The organism is Actinomadura sp. J1-007 (genome assembly GCF_009793335.1).
Taxonomy (GTDB): domain Bacteria; phylum Actinomycetota; class Actinomycetes; order Streptosporangiales; family Streptosporangiaceae; genus Spirillospora; species Spirillospora yumaensis.
On record NZ_WING01000001.1, the window covers coordinates 6,600,278 to 6,618,933 of the forward strand.

Annotated in this window: 18 protein-coding genes and 3 pseudogenes; 14 read left to right on the forward strand and 7 right to left on the reverse strand. The window is 70.4% G+C overall.

Annotation, left to right across the window (positions count from 1 at the left end; all coding sequences use genetic code 11):
* The first annotated feature begins 239 nt into the window (after nucleotides 1-239).
* The gene (locus GEV43_RS29980) at nucleotides 240-938 is read left to right on the forward strand and encodes a hypothetical protein (RefSeq protein ID WP_160823547.1); all 699 of its coding nucleotides are present in this window, start codon (nucleotides 240-242) and stop codon (nucleotides 936-938) included.
* A 434-nt stretch (nucleotides 939-1,372) separates the two neighbouring features.
* Here the strand turns inward: GEV43_RS29980 and GEV43_RS29985 are convergent.
* Together GEV43_RS29985 and GEV43_RS29990 are read right to left on the reverse strand one after the other, a co-directional pair.
* Nucleotides 1,373-1,970 (reverse strand): annotated as a pseudogene (locus GEV43_RS29985) (transposase).
* Nucleotides 1,971-2,869: 899 nt separating this feature from the next.
* Nucleotides 2,870-3,727, reverse strand: a complete 858-nt coding sequence (locus GEV43_RS29990) for a hypothetical protein (protein ID WP_160823548.1) — start codon at nucleotides 3,725-3,727, stop codon at nucleotides 2,870-2,872.
* Between the two features lie 406 nt (nucleotides 3,728-4,133).
* Here GEV43_RS29990 and GEV43_RS29995 point away from each other — a divergent pair, with 406 nt between their 5' ends.
* The 4 genes from GEV43_RS29995 to GEV43_RS30010 all read left to right on the forward strand — a co-directional run bounded on the left by GEV43_RS29995 (nucleotide 4,134) and on the right by GEV43_RS30010 (nucleotide 6,196).
* The gene (locus tag GEV43_RS29995) at nucleotides 4,134-4,631 is read left to right on the forward strand and encodes an RNA polymerase sigma factor (protein WP_160823549.1); all 498 of its coding nucleotides are present in this window, start codon (nucleotides 4,134-4,136) and stop codon (nucleotides 4,629-4,631) included.
* On the forward strand, nucleotides 4,628-5,248 hold the full coding sequence (locus GEV43_RS30000; protein ID WP_160823550.1) for a hypothetical protein: 621 nt from the start codon (nucleotides 4,628-4,630) through the stop codon (nucleotides 5,246-5,248). The genes GEV43_RS29995 and GEV43_RS30000 overlap by 4 nt, the downstream gene beginning before the upstream one ends.
* 65 nt (nucleotides 5,249-5,313) lie before the next feature.
* Nucleotides 5,314-5,784: a hypothetical protein gene (locus GEV43_RS30005; protein ID WP_160823551.1), complete on the forward strand. Its 471-nt coding sequence runs from the start codon at nucleotides 5,314-5,316 to the stop codon at nucleotides 5,782-5,784.
* A gap of 139 nt (nucleotides 5,785-5,923) precedes the next feature.
* Nucleotides 5,924-6,196: a hypothetical protein gene (locus tag GEV43_RS30010; protein ID WP_160823552.1), complete on the forward strand. Its 273-nt coding sequence runs from the start codon at nucleotides 5,924-5,926 to the stop codon at nucleotides 6,194-6,196.
* A gap of 176 nt (nucleotides 6,197-6,372) precedes the next feature.
* Here GEV43_RS30010 and GEV43_RS30015 read toward each other — a convergent pair whose 3' ends face one another.
* Complete coding sequence (locus tag GEV43_RS30015) at nucleotides 6,373-7,593, reverse strand: amidohydrolase family protein (protein WP_160823553.1); 1,221 nt, start codon at nucleotides 7,591-7,593, stop codon at nucleotides 6,373-6,375.
* A 133-nt stretch (nucleotides 7,594-7,726) separates the two neighbouring features.
* Between GEV43_RS30015 and GEV43_RS30020 the strand changes: the two genes are divergently transcribed.
* Nucleotides 7,727-8,599 (forward strand): MurR/RpiR family transcriptional regulator, encoded by an 873-nt coding sequence (locus tag GEV43_RS30020; RefSeq protein ID WP_160823554.1) that lies wholly within the window; start codon nucleotides 7,727-7,729, stop codon nucleotides 8,597-8,599.
* Between the two features lie 239 nt (nucleotides 8,600-8,838).
* Here GEV43_RS30020 and GEV43_RS51370 read toward each other — a convergent pair.
* Together GEV43_RS51370 and GEV43_RS30030 are read right to left on the reverse strand one after the other, a co-directional pair.
* Nucleotides 8,839-9,126 (reverse strand): annotated as a pseudogene (locus tag GEV43_RS51370) (recombinase family protein); the annotation flags it as partial.
* 87 nt (nucleotides 9,127-9,213) lie between these two features.
* Nucleotides 9,214-9,777: a GNAT family N-acetyltransferase gene (locus GEV43_RS30030; RefSeq protein WP_175250157.1), complete on the reverse strand. Its 564-nt coding sequence runs from the start codon at nucleotides 9,775-9,777 to the stop codon at nucleotides 9,214-9,216.
* A 334-nt stretch (nucleotides 9,778-10,111) separates the two neighbouring features.
* Here GEV43_RS30030 and GEV43_RS30035 point away from each other — a divergent pair, with 334 nt between their 5' ends.
* Together GEV43_RS30035 and GEV43_RS30040 are read left to right on the forward strand one after the other, a co-directional pair.
* Nucleotides 10,112-10,507, forward strand: a complete 396-nt coding sequence (locus tag GEV43_RS30035) for a VOC family protein (protein ID WP_160823556.1) — start codon at nucleotides 10,112-10,114, stop codon at nucleotides 10,505-10,507.
* A gap of 219 nt (nucleotides 10,508-10,726) precedes the next feature.
* Nucleotides 10,727-11,272, forward strand: a complete 546-nt coding sequence (locus GEV43_RS30040; RefSeq protein WP_160823557.1) for a hypothetical protein — start codon at nucleotides 10,727-10,729, stop codon at nucleotides 11,270-11,272.
* 350 nt (nucleotides 11,273-11,622) lie between these two features.
* Here the strand turns inward: GEV43_RS30040 and GEV43_RS48360 are convergent, their stop codons facing one another.
* Together GEV43_RS48360 and GEV43_RS30050 are read right to left on the reverse strand one after the other, a co-directional pair.
* A complete protein-coding gene (locus tag GEV43_RS48360; RefSeq protein ID WP_206681326.1) occupies nucleotides 11,623-11,904 on the reverse strand; it encodes a hypothetical protein in 282 nt (93 codons plus the stop codon).
* 87 nt (nucleotides 11,905-11,991) lie between these two features.
* Entirely contained in the window at nucleotides 11,992-12,813 is an 822-nt protein-coding gene (locus GEV43_RS30050) for a GntR family transcriptional regulator (RefSeq protein WP_160823558.1), read from the reverse strand.
* Between the two features lie 123 nt (nucleotides 12,814-12,936).
* Here GEV43_RS30050 and GEV43_RS30055 point away from each other — a divergent pair, with 123 nt between their 5' ends.
* From GEV43_RS30055 to GEV43_RS48365, 6 genes and pseudogenes are all read left to right on the forward strand, one after another.
* Entirely contained in the window at nucleotides 12,937-14,379 is a 1,443-nt protein-coding gene (locus tag GEV43_RS30055) for an MFS transporter (RefSeq protein ID WP_241683973.1), read from the forward strand.
* A 112-nt stretch (nucleotides 14,380-14,491) separates the two neighbouring features.
* Nucleotides 14,492-15,445 carry a nucleoside hydrolase gene (locus GEV43_RS30060; RefSeq protein ID WP_160823559.1) on the forward strand — a complete coding sequence of 318 codons (954 nt, stop codon included), beginning with the start codon at nucleotides 14,492-14,494 and terminating at the stop codon, nucleotides 15,443-15,445.
* A 34-nt stretch (nucleotides 15,446-15,479) separates the two neighbouring features.
* Entirely contained in the window at nucleotides 15,480-16,454 is a 975-nt protein-coding gene (gene add / locus GEV43_RS30065; protein WP_160823560.1) for an adenosine deaminase, read from the forward strand.
* 62 nt (nucleotides 16,455-16,516) lie between these two features.
* A complete protein-coding gene (locus GEV43_RS55275) occupies nucleotides 16,517-16,762 on the forward strand; it encodes an AsnC family transcriptional regulator (RefSeq protein ID WP_160823561.1) in 246 nt (81 codons plus the stop codon).
* Between the two features lie 57 nt (nucleotides 16,763-16,819).
* Nucleotides 16,820-17,608, forward strand: coding sequence for an Lrp/AsnC ligand binding domain-containing protein (locus GEV43_RS30075; protein ID WP_160823562.1), 789 nt, complete (start codon nucleotides 16,820-16,822; stop codon nucleotides 17,606-17,608).
* 491 nt (nucleotides 17,609-18,099) lie between these two features.
* Nucleotides 18,100-18,270: pseudogene (locus tag GEV43_RS48365) on the forward strand (ATP-binding protein); the annotation flags it as partial.
* Nucleotides 18,271-18,656 lie beyond the last annotated feature (386 nt).

Genomic DNA, 18,656 nt, shown 5'->3' on the forward strand with positions numbered 1-18,656 from the left:
ATCGAGCGGATTTCGGCTTGGGGCGTACGGCATGCTGACAGCATGAGCCGCATCTACTCCGATCCATCGTCCGGTGCCGTCGGAACCGAACGCGCAAGCGCTGGCCAAACCCTGGAAACGGCCGCTGCCGGATGGTTTGCGCTTGTCAGCGAGCGTGGCGCAACGGCCTGCACGCTGTCTCCGCCGTGCCGCCATTTCACGGGCCATGGGCCGTCCATTCGTTGACCGTAGGAGGAGCAGTGCCGCTGACCCCCCGTATGCGCTTCGCGTTTCTACACCGCATCGAGGGCGCCCATGCCCGCGCCAAACGTCCCGCCCTTGCCCGTGCCATGGCCGTGGGCCCGTGCCTGGCGCTGATCGCGTGCGCTGCCGTCGGGTGCGGCGGCGGACAAGACGAGGTACGGTCCGCGTCCCCGAGCGCGACCACACCGGCGTCCCCCTCGCAGAGTCCTTCGTCCTCGGCGTCTCCGGCACGGGGCAGCCTCGGCCTCGTCGTCAAGAACGACTGCCTGGCCGACCGGCCGACATGGATTCCGGTCCGGTGCGACGATGATCGGGCGGCCGCCAAGGTCGTCGGACTCGGACTGGTGAGCAATCCGACGGGCGTGGGGTCGGCTTTCGCCGACTGCCCCGCCGACACCGACCAAGTCCTCAACCGGCCGGACGGGGGCAGCGGCTACTTCTGCCTGCGGAATCTGCGCCCACCGCACCACGCCCGGCCAGGATCGGGAGGAGGAATCGTCGTTGTCGGGGACTGCCTGACAAAAAGCTCGGCCGGCTATGTGGAAGTCCCCTGCCGCGGTAACGGAAAGCGTCCTAAGTACAAGGTCGTCGACATCACCGAGGCGGGGAAAGGATCCTGCCCGAAGGGCAACGGCCGCGTACAGTTGTCGCCCGACAGGCTCGGCCTGAAGCTTTATTGCGCCGAACGCCTGTGACAACTTCTTCGGACTCACTGACGAGGGCCCTGCGGTTGCACTCCCCATGCGTCGAGATTTTGCTTTGACGAGCTTGACGTGCGCCGGAACTCTAATGGCCCCGTCGTCGGCTCCACTCGGTGCTGCATGATTGGGCTGGATGCGGCGGGGGAGCGCCGCTTGCTACCGCGACCTGAGGCGCGAAGAGGTATTCGCACAACTTCCTTTGGACGAGCACTGGGGGGATGAACTTCCAGCCCTGTTCTGGGACACGGTGCCGCACGCGCACGCGTCCGCACCCGGCAGATGTGGATCATTACGCCATGGCCGGGCGTATCGGCTTGGAGTCGGGGCGATCTGGGGGCACCGTCGACCGGCGCGTTCGGAGGCTTGCCGTACCGACAGGGCCGTGAACACCGGCCCCCACTCGTTCCCGTCCGCGCTAAGAGGTCGTTTCATTTGGTGAGTCGGCGGTGGCAGATCAGGGCTGCGGCGATGCCTACGAAGGCAGGAAGTGCTCGGCTTTGCGTTCGTAGCGGCGGTGCAGACGGCGGCACCCTGCCAGCCACGACACCGTCCGCTCGACCACCCGGCGGTGACGGCCCAGCCGCTCGGAGGGCTCGATCCCGCGGCGCGCGATGCGCACCACGATGCCGCGCGAGCGCGACCAGCGTCGCAGGTGCGGGTAGTCGTAGCCCTTGTCGCCGTGCAGCTTGGCGGGGCGGCGCCGGCGCTGACCGAGTCGATCGCACACCGCGACCAGTCCAGCTCCCCGGCCGCGCCGAGCTCGTCCAGCACGACCCGGTGCGGCTTGGCCCACACCCGCGCATCGCTCCACTCGGCGAAGCGGCGGTAGATCGTCTGCCAGGAGGCACCGAACACCGGCGGGACCTGCCGCCAGGTGCAACCGCTGGTGGCCACGAACACGATCGCCGCCAGCACCTCGCGATCGCCAGCGCGCCGCCGTCCACCACCCTGCGGCCGTGTTGGCGCAGGTGGCACAACCCGCTGGAACAACTCCCACAACTCATCTGGAACCAGGCGCTGCACCATCGTCACGGCGAAACACCATCGACCACACCAAACAAAACAAGGTCTAAGTACGAGGACCTTGCCGGCGGCCTTCTCTGCGCCCAACAGCGATGCCGAGCTGCACGCGCCGCCCTGGTGGTGATGTGGTCTCGGGCCGGTAGCGCAGGAAGAACAGCATGTCTTCGGCGACTGAGACGTGGTGCGGTCCGTTTGTGATTTGCGGGACAACACCGCTCGTGGCTTGGCACTGCTTTACGCTTGGTCGCCTCGGGCCGAGCGGCCCGGACCAAGCTCCCATTTAATGCCCACGGAGTACCTCGCGGCACTGTGCGTGCTCCGGACCTGTTGGACGCTCCCTGATCACGGGCGCCATCAGTCACCTGGGTAAGGGAAGGAGGGAAGCCTCGCTCTGCTCAGGGGACGCTGTGAGGAGTGAGCTCATGTCCCCGACAACGGATCCCCCCAAGGGGAAGGGAAGCCTCCGCTGGTGGTGGCTGCCCGCAACTTTGCAGGTAGTAGTCACGGCCGCGAAACTCGCCTACGAGGTTGTCCGTGATCATCTGTCCTGCCGCTAGCTAGAGGCGGGATGGGGTGAGGCCCCACGGTTGCTTCTGGACCGCGGGGCCTCACCACGATCCGACCAAGCCCTGCTCAACCAGGTTCACCGGGCCGCCGCCGCGGGCGACGGGCGGGCGCGGTCCGGGGCGGTCAGCGTCCGGCTCCATCGTCAGGCCACCGAACGGCAGGCCGGCGCGGGCCCCCCAGCGAACCAGGTCCTGCCAGCGTTCGGAGATCGTTTCTCGGAGACCCCACAGAGATGATTGGTTCTGTACAGGGCAGTGCCCCGGCGCTCCGGCGCCACTTTAGGCAGTTCTCGGGACGAACCGTAGGCGATCCATGGTCCAGAGACTGCGGTCAGCTCACCGGCGGGCCCGCCGGTCAGCCACGCCGGTCAGCCGCGCGGCTCCCCAGCGCAGCAGTCGGGCCAGCGGCGGATCGTTGGGCGGGGACGGCGGTGCGTGTCGGGCCAGCGCCGCTGCGGCGCGATTGCCTTCGCTGATCAGTTCGGTGCCGATCTGTCGCAGTGCCCATCGTCGGTCGTTGCGGCGCAGGAGTAGGCCGAGCGGACCGACCAACGGCGCCAGGCAGAAGCACGTCAGCATGCCCAGGTTGAGCCATGTGAAATGGGTGATCAGGTTCGGTATAACGGCGGCGCTCAGCAGTATCGCCCCAGTCAGCGAGATCAGCCATACCGTCAGCAGTCGGCGTGGGTGCTGTTCTGCCTTCCACAGTGTCAGGCGGTCGGCTTGTGCGGTGAGCCGGTGTCCGACTCGTACGAGTCGGCGTACCTGCGCAGTCTCTCGGGCGTGCTCGGCCGGATCGGCGGATCGGTAGCGCGGATCGCCGTAGCGGTGCAGCCGGTACCGGGCCCGGGCCAGCCAGCGGCCCCCGTCGCGGCTGTAGCGCAGCAGGGCCAGGCTGTACCACCAGAACAGCCCGAGCGCGGCCAGTACCAATGCTGCGCCGTACCCGGTTTGCTTGGTGATCTCGGGAGAGGAGGTGTACAGGTTCACCCCGGCCCCGGCTCCCACCGCCGCCGCGCCCGAGAGCAGTGGCGCGTACACCAGCGGTACCGTCAGCTCGGCCGGGTTGCGATCAACCTCCTGGAGCCATCGGTGCATGGGGCTCCGGATCAACCAGCGCAGCAGCGCCGCAACGAACAGCAGCCACATGGCGCCGCCGGCCATGAGCAGCAGGCCGCTCAGGATGCTCAGCACTGCGGTCGTCAGACCGTCCGCAACGTCGATGGCGCGCTCCCCAGATGAGGGCCGACACGATCACAGTTGGACGCGATCGGTCGGCCCCCGGTTGAGTGTGACCGTGAGAATCGGCAACGTTTGTTCGCTGGTCTCAACGACGGCGGACGCGCGGTCGAGGTGGTGATGTGGATGAGATTCAGCGACGCGACCATGGTGAACAGTCGCGGCGCTTGACGCCGGATTCACGGCCACGACCGCGGCTGCACGCCGCCGGGTGCGCATGGCACGCCCCGCGGCCGTTGCGAGGGCGGCGCCGAGAGGCTCTGGATTCAGCAAGCGGGCCGGTCGGACGTCTTTGTTGGTAAAGCCCCTAGGGAAGGCGGCCCCTCACGTGCCGACAACAGTGCCCTTGTCCGATCCGCACATGGAGGATCGGCCGGCGGACGCGCTGTCCGCGCTGTTCCAGAGCCACGCCCGCAAGTTCGTGCACATCGCCGTGCTGCTCATCGGTGACGAAGGGCTCGCCGAGGAGGTGGTGCAGGAGGCCTACCTCGGTTTGCATCGCCGCTGGAAGCGCGAGGGCCCGCCCGAGAGCCCCGAGGCGTATCTGCGTACCTCGGTGGTGAACGGCTGCCGGTCGGCGCTGCGCCGCCGCCAGACCGCCGCGCGGGCCCGGGTGCTGCACCTGGTGCCCGAGAGCGCGGCGGACGCCGAGACGCTGCGCCGCGAGGAGCAGGCCGCGGTGCTGGCCGCGCTGGACCGGCTCAGCCGGCGGCAGCGCGAGGTGCTCGTGCTGCGCTTCTACCTCGGGCTGGACGACGCCGAGATCGGCGCCGCGCTCGGCGTGAGCCGCGGCACCGTCTCGTCCACGATTTCTCGCGCGCTGCGCGGCATGGAAGACCTGCTGGGAGGACAGCGATGACGACCGACATGGAGCACCGGCTGCGCGCCGCGTTCGAGGCCAGGACCGCCGCCGTACCGGCGCCGCCCGAACCCGACTGGGAAGCCGCGCCCGCCCCCCGCACCTGGCGCCTCCGCGTTCGCCGCCCCCGTCTGATGCTGCTCCCGGCGCTGGCGGCCGCCGGGATGGCCGTGCTGCTCGCCGTCATCCTCACGGGGCGGGGCGACGGCGGCGGGCAGGCGGACAAACCGGTCCTCACGATCGGCGCGGTGACCCCGATCCGGCCGGCCGCGTCCCCGACGCTGCTGTTCCGCAGCGACGGCGAGTCCGCGACCCGGGTCGTGCAGGCCGCTACGGGCCGCACGCTGGGCACGGTCGAACCACCGCCCGGCTACGTCCAGGACTGGGCGGGCCTGACCACCGCCACCGACAACCGCACGCTGTTCTTCACCGTGAAGGCCAAGGGCGGGGGCGCCTCGTCGCCGCAGTTCGTCGCGCGGACCCGCGTCGACGAGAAGGGACATCCCGGCAAGGCGCTGCTCGTCGCCCGCGCCCCCGGTCCCGGGACCTGCCCGCGGCCTCGCCCGCGCCGGAGACGACGCAGGCGCCCTCAGCCTGGCCCAGCGTCACCGCGCTAGCACCGTCGCCGGACGCCACCCGCCTCGCGCTGGCGCTCAGCGGCCACGACGGCGACGTCCTGGTGGTGCGCGACCTGCGCACCGGCAAGGAGCGCGCCTGGAGCAGCCGCTCCGGCCTCGACGCGATCTCCTGGAGCGAGGACGGCCGCCAGGTGCACTGGTCCGCCGACGGCACAGCCGGCGACCTGGCCCCACGGAGCAGGGAGGGGGCGCTCCCGGCGGGCCGGAACGTGCCCGCCGCCGGTGATCCGCTGGGAGCCGTCTTGCTGCCCAGCGGCGACCGGCTCGCCCTGCGGCAGACGACGCAGAAGGTCCGGCTCGTACTACTGCCGTCCGGTGGGGGCGGCGCCCGGGTACTGGACGAGTGGAAGGACATCCCCGGCTTCCTCAAGCTGCCGGCCACCGACGCGACCGGCAGGCACATCTTCTACCGGCGAGGCGATGGCTGGGCGCGCCTAGACCTCAAGACCGGCAAGCGCACCGCCTTCTCCCTGCCCGCCGACAGCACCCAACCCGGCGTCGTCTACACCTGGTGACCCTCCCCACCCGTGCCGCCCCTCTCCCCTCCGGGGCGGCACGGGCTTCCCGATGCGTCGAGAGCTTTGGGGCGTTGCTGAAACTCCTCAACACGACACCCCCGACGATCAGGGTGTTGCCCAAACTCATCGACAAACGTTGCCCCTAGACACGGACGAAACCACCCTGTGCCGGGCCGCCAACAGGCGCCTGGACCACGCCCTCGGCCCCCAGCTGGTCAAACGATACGGCGCAGGCACCCTCGCCGCCGACGTCCCGCATATGCAGGCCGACGCGCAGCTCGAACTGTGGAACTCCAACGACACCGACATCGAGAAGATCTCCAACCAGATGGTCAGTCTCCGGCTCCGTCCCCGGTCGCGGTTTCGGTGCTGGGCGTCTGGGGCGTCATCGGGCGCTGCTTGGCGGTGAGGTGGAACGGCGGCGGGCGCGCGGATCGTGCTCGGCGGTGACGGCCGCCGAGGTCTGCTCGCCGAGGCGGACGTAGCGGCCGAGGCTGGCCAGATGCAGGTGCCGGGACTTGGCTTGGAGCTCGGCGGCGGTGCGTCCGGCGGCCGCCAGCCGGGTAAGCCGGTTGGAGGGGGCGGTCAGATGAGGGCGCCGGCTTTGACGACGTGCTTGCGGGTTTCGGGGCGGGTGAGCACGGAGATGTCGGTGAGCGGGTCGCCGTCCAGGACGAGCAGGTCGGCGTGGGCTCCGACGGACAGGGTGCCGATCTCGCCCTCCATGCGCAGCAGGCGGGCCGCGGTGGTGGTGGCCGCGCGGATCACGTCGGCGTTCGGCTGGACCTGGGCGCGCAACTCGAACTCGCCGAGCTGCGCCGCGGTCATGGGGCCGAGAAGGTCGGAGCCGTAGACCAGGTTGACGCCGGCGGCGTGCGCGCGCTCCAAGGCCGAGAGGCCGGCCTGGCGAACATCGGCGACCTTGCGCACGGACGCCTCGGGCAGTCCGGCGGCGCGGCCGTGCTCGGCCAGCATCTCGTAGGTGATCAGTGTGGGGACCAGGAAGGCGCCGCGCTCCAGCAGCAGACCGATGGTCTCCTGGTCGAGCAGGTTGCCGTGCTCGACGCAGCGCACGCCCAGTCGCAGCGCCCGGTTGACAGCGCGCGGATGGTAGGCGTGCACGGTGACGTACCTGTTGTGGTTGTCGGCCTCGACCACGGCCGCGCGGATCTCCTCGTCGGTGTACTGCACGGCGGAGACCTCGTCGTGCGGGGAGGCCACACCGCCGGACACCAGCAGTTTCAAGTGCTGTGCCCCCTTGCGGAACTCCTCGCGCGCCGCCGCGCGCACCTCCTGCGGCCCGTCGGCGATCCGGGCGAAGCCGGCCTGGTGCTGACAGCAGGGCCGCCAGTCCTGGCCGAGCGGGCGGATGTCGCCGTGCCCACCGGTCTGAGAGAGCGCCATGCCGCCGGCGACCAGCCGGGGGCCGGGCATCAGTCCTTCCTCCAGGGCGCGGACCATCCCCCGGTCGGCGCCGCCGACGTCGCGCACGGTGGTGAACCCGCGGCGCAGCATGCGTCCGGCCTCCGCCAGCGCGCGGACGGTCGCGTAGCCGGGCGTCCAGGACGCCGCCTCGCCCTGGTGCAGCGTGGTGAGCAGCAGATGCACATGGGCGTCGATCAGGCCGGGCATCACGGTGGCCCCTGCGGCCTCCAGCACCGGCGTGCCGTCGGGGACGGTGGGCGCGGGGCCGGTCCCCGTGCCGGCGATCCGGCCGTCGTCGCCGACCTCGATCCAGCAGGCGTCGCCGTACGCGCCGGCGGCCGGATCGAGCGGGACGGCGTCGGTGATCAGCAGTCGTGGCATGAATGCAACGTTATGTGCATCGAACGAAGTAATGCAATGATTGGTGCATGCACATGGCCATGCCTCGCCTGCGGCCGTCCCCGGGCCGCGCCCCACACCCGGCAGACCAGCGACCACAACAGCGGGGACCGCGGTGAGGGCGCTCACCGAGTGGCTCGACGCGCACCGCACCAGCACTCCCGGACTCGGTCCCAGAGCGGGTCGGGTACTGCGCGTCCTGGCCCGCGAACCGCACTTCGCCTCCTACGCCTCGGCGCGGGCGGTCGCCGAGCGGGCCCAGGTCAACACCTCCACCGTGGTGCGCACCGCCCAGCAACTCGGCTTCGCCGGCTGGCCCGATCTGCGCACCGCACTGCGCACCCAGTACCTGCGGGCCCTTGGTCACACTCCCTCGCCCGAACCCATCGCACCGCCGTCCGAGCAGCGCCACGCAGAGCTGGTCGAACGGTCAGTGGACCGTTCACTGGGTCAGGACGCCGCCAACCTCGCCGCCCTCGCCGAGCCGCGGAGCAAAGCGGCGATTCGCGCGCTGGCCGACGCGATCACCACCGCCGACCGCACGCTCGTCATCGGCACCGGCACCGCCGCCGGACCCGCGCACATCCTCGCCCATCTGGCCACCAACGCCGGCTACGCCGTCGACGTCGCCGTCGGCGCCCCCACCGTGCAACTCGCCCAGGTGCTGCGGCTGGCTCCCGGGGACTGCCTCCTGGCGATCAATGTCTGGCGGCTCCCCCGGTCGCTGCGCGAACTCACCCGGCTCGCACGCGAACGCGGCGCCGTCATCGGTGTCATCACCGACCTGGCGGCCTCACCACTGGCCGAGGACGCCCACCACCTGGTCGTGGCCCCCAGCGACTCCGTCCGCCCCCTGCCCTCACTGACGGCCGCCGTCGCCGCCGTCCAAGCGGTCGCCTCCGTCCTTGCGCAAGCCGCCCCCCCGACCGTCCTCGGCGAACTCGAAACCGCCCTGCAACGCCTCGACCTCATGGACGACACCGACTGACCCGCCGCCGCCCCCTCCACCGGCGACCACCTCCACCGTGACCGCCCACGCCCCGGCCACGACGCAGAACTCTCAGACGGCGCGACTGCCGCAAGGCGCTGGTCGGCCTCGGCCAGCGCGCGGTACAGCGACGCCACCGACGGCGGCCTTCCCGCGTTCTTGCCCGAGGACATCTTGAGCTTGGCGGCGATCTCCGGCACCCCGACGCCCTTGGCCCGCAGCGCCAGGGCGAAGGTGAGCAGCGGCATCAGCTCGGCGGCGTTGCGCGCGGGCCGCTTGAGTTCGTGCACCGTGAAGATGACCGCCTGGCCGGACGCGGCCGCCTTGATGTCCCAGCACAGCGCGAGCGCGCCCTCCAACTCCGGCCGCACCTTCACCCGCGTGGAGATCTTCTCCGAGAAGACCCGCGTGCACCCGGCCGCGGGCAAGGCGATCAACCGGCTGTCGAGCTCCTGGTCTTTGGCGGAGCAACGGGCGTAACCGATCCGGATCGGCGGCGCCGACGGGGCCACTTCGGCAGCCGCCACCGGCCGCAGCGCATACCACCGCCGTGGTCGGACGCGGACGTCTTCGTCGTCGTGCCGGAGCCTGGTCCGAGGCCGGGTGGCGCCGCCTCAGCGCATCCTCTCCCACATGGTGCGGGTCATCTCGTACTCGACCTCGCCGAGGTGCGCGTCCGGCAGCGGATCGTCGAACCGCGGGTGGTAGGTGCGCACGTACCGCATGCCGATGGCCCGCATCACTCCGATGGATCCGGCGTTGACGGCCATGGTCTGCGCGATCACACGGCTTTGCCCGACCGTGTCGAAGGCGTGCCGCAGCAGGGCGCGGGACGCTTCACTGGCCAGGCCCTGCCGCCAGTACCGGCGGACGAGCCGGTACCCCAGATCGCAGACGGTGGGATCGTCGGGCTGATCGGGGCCATGCGCAGGCGGCAGCATCATCAGCCCGACGAACTCACCCTCCTCCCCTCCATGGGAGAGGTGAGCCGTCCACAAGCCCAGCCCGTCCACCTTGCCCGCCGCGGCGATGCGCCGCTGATGAGTGGCGACCACCTCGTCCCTGGTCGGCGTCCTGGCGTCGAGATAGCGCAGCACCTCGGGATCGGAGTCGAGGCGGACCTCCAGGTCCAGATGCCGATCGGCCAGCGGTACCAGCAGCAGACGCTCGGTCCGCAAGATCGGTTGAGGCACGCGGCAACCGTTTCACGCCGACACCGGCGAAGCGATCGTTTTCCTCCCCGGCCGTACGGTGGATCACCCTGCGAGCCAGAGCCGGACGCCGCTGACCGGCGTGACGGCTGCTCGGTAGTGCACGGCGAGCGTGTCATCGCGGGTGGCGACGGCCCGCCCTTGCCTGAGCGTGTTTCTCAGCGCCCGCGCCGGTGAGGGTCTCGTTGAGGGAACCCCGACCGGACACCGATGCTCGCCCGTCTTGGGCGCCTTCCTCCCGAACGGGTCCTGAGCCGCTGCCCGCGCCCCATCGCACGTGGCTGGGCTACGCTCGTTGATCATGTCCGAGCTGCTTGGAATCAACCATCTGACACTGTCCACGACCGACATCGACCGGCTCGTGGCGTACTACACGGGGTTGCTCGGAGCAACGCTCGCGTTCGAGCGCGCTGCGAACTCTGCTGACCCTCGGATCGCAGTCCTCGATGTCGGCGGTCTCGACCATCTGATGATCGTTGAGACCGCGACCGCTCCCGCCCTCGATCTTGACCCCCTGAACCGGGCGGGTTGGGGACTGCGCGTGGGTACATACGAACAACTGTGTGAGCTTCGCCAACGGATCCTGGGTGCCGGGCGGCCTGTCGGACAGATCGAGACACTGCCCACGCAATGGACGATGACGGCTCGCGATCCCGATGGACGCCCTGTGGACATCCGGGCCCATCGCCCGCGGTGATCGCCGGCGAGCCTGAGGAAGTCGAAGGCTTGCAGGCCATGCAGTGTGGTCATGCGGTGCGCCCGGTCTCCAGGCGGCAGTTCCGGCCGTGCTCGGGCAAGGGTGCCCCGATGGGCAAGCAGGCCGCTGGATGGTGGGAAACGGCCTGCGAGTGCGGCCGGATGTGGGCAGAACGTCGGCGCGAGGGCGGGGGTGCGCAAGCGTCCGTAGATTCGGTTTGTGGACGCGACCATCGTGCTGAACCTCGCCACGCTGGCGATCTCCCTCACGGCGCTCGTCATCTCCATCCTGCTGACCCTGCGGCAGATCCGCGTGGCCAGTGGCGGGCTCCACCTTCCAGTGGTGTTGCAGGCCTTCGACCATTCGCGCAGCGCGGTGTGGTTCGAGGCGCAGGAGTATGTGCTAACCAGGCTGTCTCATGAACACCAAGCCGACTGCGGCTGGCGCGACCTGCCCGAGCAGGCGCGCACCTACGCGAACACCATCGGACTGTTCTACGACGACCTTGGGAAACTCGTGGCGCACGGGGTGATCGACCAGAGCATGGTCATCGGCTCCTACGGCACGAACATCGTGCGCCTCTGGGACGCCTTGGCTCCGTTCGTCTACACGGAGCGGCGAAAGCACGGACTGCACTTCTGGATCTACTTCGAGGACCTCGCGGCACGAACGGCCTCCGCGCACCCCGAGACCGTGTACGCCGACCTGCGCTTGCAGACACGGCCGCCGCGCCAGGAACCGGACGAGATCGGACCGGCCAGCTAGGACTCGCGATCTGCCGTAAAACGATCGTAGGTGAGATGGTCGCGGACGTGTCCGCTGTGGACGCGTTCGCCCAGGACATTCGGTCTCACAACTCGTGTGCGGTAGGGCGGAGCCCTTAGAGATCAGCGTCCTGGCCAGCTGCTAGGGCCAGAAAGCGGGCGCGGCTTGTCAGCTCTCAGGCGCTGCTCCCGGGTGGCGACCGTCGATGTAGTACAGCAGTTCGTCGTCGGCCTGCTGGTCCATCGGGTGGTCGCCGCGGCTCGTCTCGGGGACGGTGGGGCGGTCCAGCGGGTGATCGCCAGGCGGCGCCAGAGCCGGGAGGCCAGCAACCGCTCGCGCGAGAGCACGTTTCAGCAGCCGTCGCCGCCGACGTACAGCAGCCCGAACCGCGTGTCGGGGTCGTCGTGCAGGTGCCGCGGCAGCTCGAGCGCGTGTCCGGTCAGGCGCTGAGCCTCGTCGACCACCACCAGGCGGGGGAAGCGGGCCGGCTCGGCGTCCTCGGCCTGGTTGTGAACTGCGTCATTTTGTGAACCACGGTGTACCTGGACGCCGCCGTATGCCAACTCAAAGTCCAGGACTACCCGGTCCGCGAGGAGGACATGACCCACCTGTCGCCCTTCGTCAACCGGCACCTGGGAGTCGCCGGGGCCGTGTCGAACCGAGCGAAGAACTGATCGACGCGTGCGGCGTATTCGGGTGCGGCGTGGAGCGTGCGGGTGTCATGGCGATGGGGGGACGGCTCCGGGCTGGGCGGGCTGGAGGATGGACAGCGGATCGCCGGTCGGCGCGATCAGGTACTTGGCCAGGTACGCGGCCTTGCCGGCCAGCTGGACCGACTGGGTGAGGATGAGCACCGGGTCGGCCGGCCGCAGTCCCAGCAGTTTCCCGCGTGTTGCGCCGGCCATTCCGGCGGTGACGGTGCACCTGCCGGGCCCGAGCACGGGACCGAGCAGTTCACCGAGCGCGTGGAGCAGAGTGCCCGATCCCTCCTGCAGCTGCTGAACGTGATCGGCGGCGGCCGGGATCCGCTCGCGCAGCTCGGCTCCGGCAGGGATGTGCTCCTGCACCAGCGCCAGCGGCTCCTCGCCTCGTGACAGCCGCGTCTCGCAGAACCAGGCATTGGTGTCCTCGTCCAGTTCCAGGCCGCGGACCACGTAGTCGGTGGTGCGCTGGAGCGTCATCTCCAGTCGCTGGGCCCCGACGGGCTGTTCGGCGGAGGCGAGCGTCTCCTCCAGCGGCTGGAGCTGTTCGAGGCCGGGGCGGGGCAGGGTGTGGGCGACGAACCGTCCCACTCCGCGGCGAGTACGGATCAGCCCGTCCTCTTCCAACAGCATGAGCGCCTCGCGCACGACCGTGCGGCTCACGCCGAGCCGAGCGCCCAGATCCGATTCCTTCGGCAGGACCGTCCCGAGCGGGAAGGTCTGGGTGCGGATGCCATGCGCCAGGCGGGAGTAGACCGCTACGCGCAGCGGCTGCCCGACCGGCACGGTCAGCGGCTGAGCCAGGAACTCCTCGGCGGGGACGGCCACGACGTACCTCACTTGATGCGGCTCGAACGGGACAAGACGGGGTGGGGTCCATCTAACCAGAGTCCACGGTCTAGACACATGTCAGACCGAGAGGTATAACATCTCACATCCACCGTATGGTGGCTGAAAGTGACGATGAGGGCCTCTATGAACACAGATAGTGCAGGAACCCCTCGGTCGGCGCCCGGCGAGCGGCACCTCCTCCCGCCCCTGGAAGGGGCGAAGGCCGCGGCTCTTGTCGCCGCCCTGCTTCTGGGCGTCATCGCTTATCAGCTCAACGCCAGCATGGTCACGCCCGCGCTGCCTGAGATGGCGCGCACGCTGAACAGCAGCTTGGGCGCCATATCCCATGTCTCGTCGCTGTTCTTCCTCGCCGGCGCGATCGCCGGTGTCGTCTTCAGCCGGCTCAGCGACTTCACCGGACGCAGGAAGACGCTGCTGACGGTGCTCGGCCTCACCTGTGTCGGCACGCTGCTGTGTGCGCTGGCCCCCAGCCTGCCGGTGCTGCTGGCGGGGCGCGTGCTCCAGGGGCTGTCCAGTGCCGCCTTCCAGATCGCCTACGTCATCCTCAACGAGCGCCTCAGCGCCCGGGTCTTCGGCACGGCCCTGGGAGTGGTCACCGCCATCAACGGCGGGGTGGGCGGGCTCGACGGCTATCTCGGCGGCCTGCTGTCCGACCACCTCGGATTCCGTGCGATCTTCGCCGCGATCCTCCTGGTCGGAGCGGCCGCGACGGTGTGCGTGGCGATGGTGGTGCCCGCCGACGCCCGGCCTGTCACCCGCGGCCGGATGGACTGGTGGGGCTCGGCCGCCCTGTCGATCGCCCTGGTCTGCCTCACCTACGGGGTCTCCCACGGCTCCACCGACGGCTGGACCCGGCCCTGGACGCTCGCGTACGCGATCGGTGCCGTGGTCTTCTTCGCGGTGTTCGCCGCCGTCGAACGCCGTACCGCCACTCCTTTGATCGCCATCGAGCATCTGCGGTCGCGCCGGATCTGGCCGGTCATCGCCACCACGGTGCTCGCCCTGACCGGTGTCTTCGCGGTCATCAACTTCACGGTGATCGTCCTCAGCCAGGACGCCCATGCCGGTTTCGGGCTCACCGCGAGCCGGTCCGCTCTGCTGTATCTGACGCCGGCCGCGGTCATCGGCGTCGTCGCGGCGCCGCTGTCGGGCTGGCTGGCCGGCCGGACGGGCTGGATCCCCATGCTGCGCGTCGGTCTGGTGCTCTGTGTCGCCACACTGACCCTCATCGCGGTGTTCCCGCAGCACCGGTGGATCGTGTTCGCCGCCGTGGCCGTGCTCGGCGTCTTCTACAACGGCCTGGTCCTCACCACCCTCAACGGCCTGGGCGTCACACAGTCCCCCAAGGAAGCACCCGCCGCGCTGCCGGGGCTCAACGGTGCCGCGTTCGGCTTCGGGGCCGGCCTGGGCATCGGCGTCGTGGCCCCGTTCGCCGCTGACGCGACCATCGGGGGCTACACCGCCGCGCTGTGCATCTCCATCGGCATCACCGCGCTCGCCCTGGTCGCGAGCCTGTGCATCGTCCCGACTCCAGACCAACCGGACCAGGAGTAGCCCCGCAACCGCCGCAACGACCGCCGCAGCAACCGGCGCCCCTGCCTATCCGCCCCTGCCGACGTTGCCGCCTGTCCATTCCCGCCTGTCCACCGCCTCGAGGAAGACCACCATGCCAGCCTCCCGCCTCTACTACGACTGCGACACCGGCATCGACGACTCGATGGCCCTGGCCTACCTGCTGGCCTCGCCCGAGATACGGCTCGCCGGCATCGGGACCGTCAGCGGCAACGTCGACTCGGCCCAGGCCGCCCGCAACACCCTGGCCCTGCTCCACCTCGCCGGGCGCGACGACATACCGGTGGCCGTCGGCGCCGCCGACCCCCAGGCCGGCACCTACGCCGGGCCGGTCCCCCACATCCACGGCCACAACGGCATCGGCGACATCGCACTGCCCGACGCCGCCCCGCCCCGGACCGACCTCGACGCCGCCGACCTGATCATTCAGCTCGCCCACAGCCACCCCGGGGAACTGCGGATCCTCACCACGGGCCCGCTCACCAACATCGCCGAGGCCCTGCGTCGCGACCCTCGCCTCCCCTCCCTGGTCGCCGACATCACCGTCATGGGCGGCGCCGCCCGGCACAGCGGCAACGTCTCCCCGGTCGCCGAGGCCAACATCCACAACGACCCCGAGGCCGCCGCCCAGGTACTCGCGGCCCCGTGGGACATCACCCTCGTACCTTTGGATGTGACTCTCGCGCACACCCTGGAGGAGACCGACCGCCAGGCGCTGCTCGACTCCGGGCGCCCCGTGCCCGCCGCGCTCGGCGCCATGCTCGAGGTGTACTTCGACTTCTACCTGGCCACCTACGGCCGCCGCTGCTGCGCCCTGCACGACCCGCTGGCCGCGGCCGTCGCCGTCGGCGCAGTCGCGCCCACCCTGGCGCCCGTCGTCGACGTGGTCGTCGACGCCACCGGCGGCCCCGGCCGCGGCCAGACCATCTGCGACCTGCGCGGCGCCTACCTCGGTTTCCCGCCGCAGCCGGGCGCCCGCTGCCGGGTCGTCCTGGAAGCGGGCCCCGACAGCGCCGCCCAACTCCTCAAGCGTCTTCTCACCCTTTGACCCCGCCGGGCACCGAGAACGGACAGAGCACCGCATGTTGATCAATCTCCACACCCACCTCGAAGGCCGTGTCCGGCCGACCACCGCCGCCGAACTCGCGGCGCGTGCCGGGACCCCCGCACCGCCGCGGGGCTGGCAGGAGGCCATCCGGCTCGACGCACCGGGCGACCTGACGGCCTACCTCGCCAAGGTCTCCAGCACCTATCCCTTCTTCGGCAGCGCCGACGCACTCGCACGCATCACCCGGGAGGCCGTCGAGGACGCGGCGGCCGACGGCCAGGACTACCTCGAACTGCGCTTCGGCCCCGCCACCCACGTCCGCGACCGCTTCGGCCTCGACGACGTCGTGGCGGCCGCCCTCGACGGACTGCATGACGGCGTCCGCGCCACCGGCATGCCCGCCGGACTCGTCGTCGCCGCGCTGCGAGTGCACGACGCCGAACTCAACGCGGCCGTCGCACGGGCAGCCGCCCGGCGGGCCGGAGACGGCGTCCTCGGATTCGACCTGGCCGGCGACGAACTGCGCTACCCCGACCTCACCGCGTACGCCGAGGCGTTCGCGCTCGCCCGCGCCGCCGGCCTCGGCATCACCTGCCACGCGGCCGAGGCCGGACCCGCGCACGCGGCGCAGGACGCCGTCCGGCTGCTCGGCGCCACCAGGATCGGACACGGCGCCCACATCGCCGACGCCCCCGACGTCATGCGGTGGGCCGCCGACCACGGCATCGTCGTCGAGGTCTGCCCCACCTCGAACTGGTACACCGGCGCCACACCCGCACTGCACCACCATCCGGCGCCCCGCTTCCTCGCCGCCGGCATCCCACTGGTGCTCGGCGACGACAACCCCGCACAGACCGGCTCACCGCTCAGCGCCGAGGCCGAAATCCTCACCGGCGCCCTGGGATTCACAACCGCCGACCGTGCCGCACTCGACGCGACCAGTGTCGCCGCAGCGTTCATGGACGACTCCGTACGCCACGACCTGCGCGCCCGGCTCGCGGCGGTATGAGGCGCGGCCAGGGGAGTACCTAGACACGGTGATCTCGCCCGGGCGCAGAGGCAGGACCGGACGTGCACCGCGCCTTCTCGACACCGGGAGATGGTTCGCGGGTCACTGCGGGCCGTCAGGGCGTGCATCGTTCCATCGTCGTTGGCGCCGGGGCGGGCGGCGGCATGAGGGGGCAGGTGCCGATGGTCTGTGACGACACCGATATCGCCCTGTTGGCGTTGTTGCAGCAGGACGGCCGCGCCACCTATCAAGAACTGGCCGACCGGGTCAGGTTGTCGCGGACGGCGGCGCGCGCACGGGTGCAGTAGCTGCTGGCGAGCGGTGCCGCCGCCGTCGTCGCCGCGGTGCATCCGACGGTGGCGGGGTTGCACGCTGACGCGCGGCTGCTGATCCGCTCCCGCGGCGACCCGGCCGAGACCGCCGCGGCGCTCACAGCCCGCCCTACGGTGTACGGCTGCCAGGTGACCACCGGCGAGCAGGACCTGGTCGTCCGGGTCCGTGTCCGCGACGACACCGCGTCGGCGGCCGAAGCCGACCACATCGGCGACCTGGACACGGTCGAGGCGGTGCGGGTGTTCCGCGTGGTGTCCACCGTGCTGGACCTCCCGACCCCGGCGGTGCTGCCCGCCCCGCCGCGGCTGGATGCGATCGACTGGCGTCTGCTGGAGTTGCCGCAGCACGACGGGCGGGTCGCCTTCAGTCGCTTGAGCAGCCTCATCGGCCTGTCGACCGCCGCCACCCGGGCCCGCGTCGTCGGCCTGCGCAAGGCCGGGGTCGTGCAGGTGGTCGCGGTGGCGGACCCGGCCCGCATCGGCCTGGCCGCGGCCGCCGGGTTCGCCCTGACCACCGCCGGCGGCGCTAACCGGGTCGCCGCCGCGGCCGCGCAGATGCCCGAAGTCCGGGCGGTCGCCGGCGGGTGGGGCCCCTGGGACATCATCGGTGAGGTCGCCGCCGCCACCCCGACGTTGCTGGCCGCCCGCCTCGCCCAGATTTGCGCTCTGCCCGGCGTCACCGCACACACCACCTGGTCGATCCCGCACCCGGCCGCCGCCCCCGCCCCGATCGACGTCCGCCCCGGCCGTCCCACCCTGGCCACCGTCCTGGACGAACTCCAGCAAGCCGACCAGGGCACCCGGCGAGCCCAGCAGGGCTGACCGACCGCATCAGCGCTCCCTGATGCCCCACGTCCGGATCCGCCCCTTGGCGGAGGACAACCGGGTCCACCGCACCCGGCTGCCCCTGAGCCGTCTGCCGGCAGGGATCGCCCGTCCGGAAGCGGGACCCGTCGAATCCCGCCTTCCGTGCCCGACCCCCGCCGGCTCGCCGCGCACGGCCGAGCTCCTGTGCTGACGGTCATCGAGGAGTGAAGGTGAGCGGTCGCGATCATGGTGGTGGCGGCCGGGTCGAGTGGCGGAGGGCGGCCAGAGTTCTGGTGGTAGATGGCCAACGAGGCTGGCGGTGGGCGGACGTTCAAAGCGGCGGTCCAGAGATGACAGTGCCCGGGGGTGCGGTCCCCGGGCGCTGCGCTGGTTTGGTCGTGTAGGTCAGGTCTTGCCTGTCTGGTGGAGGTCGTTGAGCATGTCGGCGCCGAGATCGCCGAGCAATGCTGCTGCCTGGGGTGTGAACAAGACGACGGTGTTGTCGCCCGAGTGTCCTGGTGATCGACGAGGTGGGTCACGAGGTCCTGGAACGAGGCGAGGCCAACCTGGTCTTCCAGGTGATCTCCAAGCGCTACGAAAGGGGCTCGGTCATTTTGGCCTCGAACAAGAGCTTCGACGAATGGGGTCAGGTCTTCGCCTCTACCACTGCGACGTAATCTCGATCAACGGCCCAAGCTACCGGCTGAAGAACCGCCTGATTAACATCGAACGAGACACCGACGACGCCTTCCCCGCCTTCATCTGCGGATCTTGGCAAAGTCGAGGTTGTGACCACGTAGAGGGGAGGCGAGGCGGCATGTTCAACAGGCAGGCGGAGAACGCTCTGGTGGCCCGTCACATGCGTTGGTTCTACCGGAGATGCCCATCGACAACGGACCAGCCCTCCCTGGTTGCTCGCCGGTACGCCGAGAGCCTGCTGAGAGTCCACGAGGCGGGCAGGATCTCTGTCAACGAGGATCTGTTCCCAGACCGTTGGCACCACAGCGGACGGTACGACGTCGCGCTGGCGGCGGACGACTTGGTAGATCCCGTCAAACGCACC

Coding starts and splice junctions, on each gene's coding strand:
- GEV43_RS29995 (WP_160823549.1), top strand. CDS start 4,134: ATGGAGGATCGGCCGGCGGACGCGCTGTCCGCGCTGTTCCAGAGCCAC.
- GEV43_RS30015 (WP_160823553.1), bottom strand. CDS start 7,593: ATGCCACGACTGCTGATCACCGACGCCGTCCCGCTCGATCCGGCCGCC.
- GEV43_RS30060 (WP_160823559.1), top strand. CDS start 14,492: ATGCCAGCCTCCCGCCTCTACTACGACTGCGACACCGGCATCGACGAC.
- add (WP_160823560.1), top strand. CDS start 15,480: ATGTTGATCAATCTCCACACCCACCTCGAAGGCCGTGTCCGGCCGACC.
- GEV43_RS30035 (WP_160823556.1), top strand. CDS start 10,112: ATGTCCGAGCTGCTTGGAATCAACCATCTGACACTGTCCACGACCGAC.
- GEV43_RS30000 (WP_160823550.1), top strand. CDS start 4,628: ATGACGACCGACATGGAGCACCGGCTGCGCGCCGCGTTCGAGGCCAGG.
- GEV43_RS30055 (WP_241683973.1), top strand. CDS start 12,937: ATGAGGGCCTCTATGAACACAGATAGTGCAGGAACCCCTCGGTCGGCG.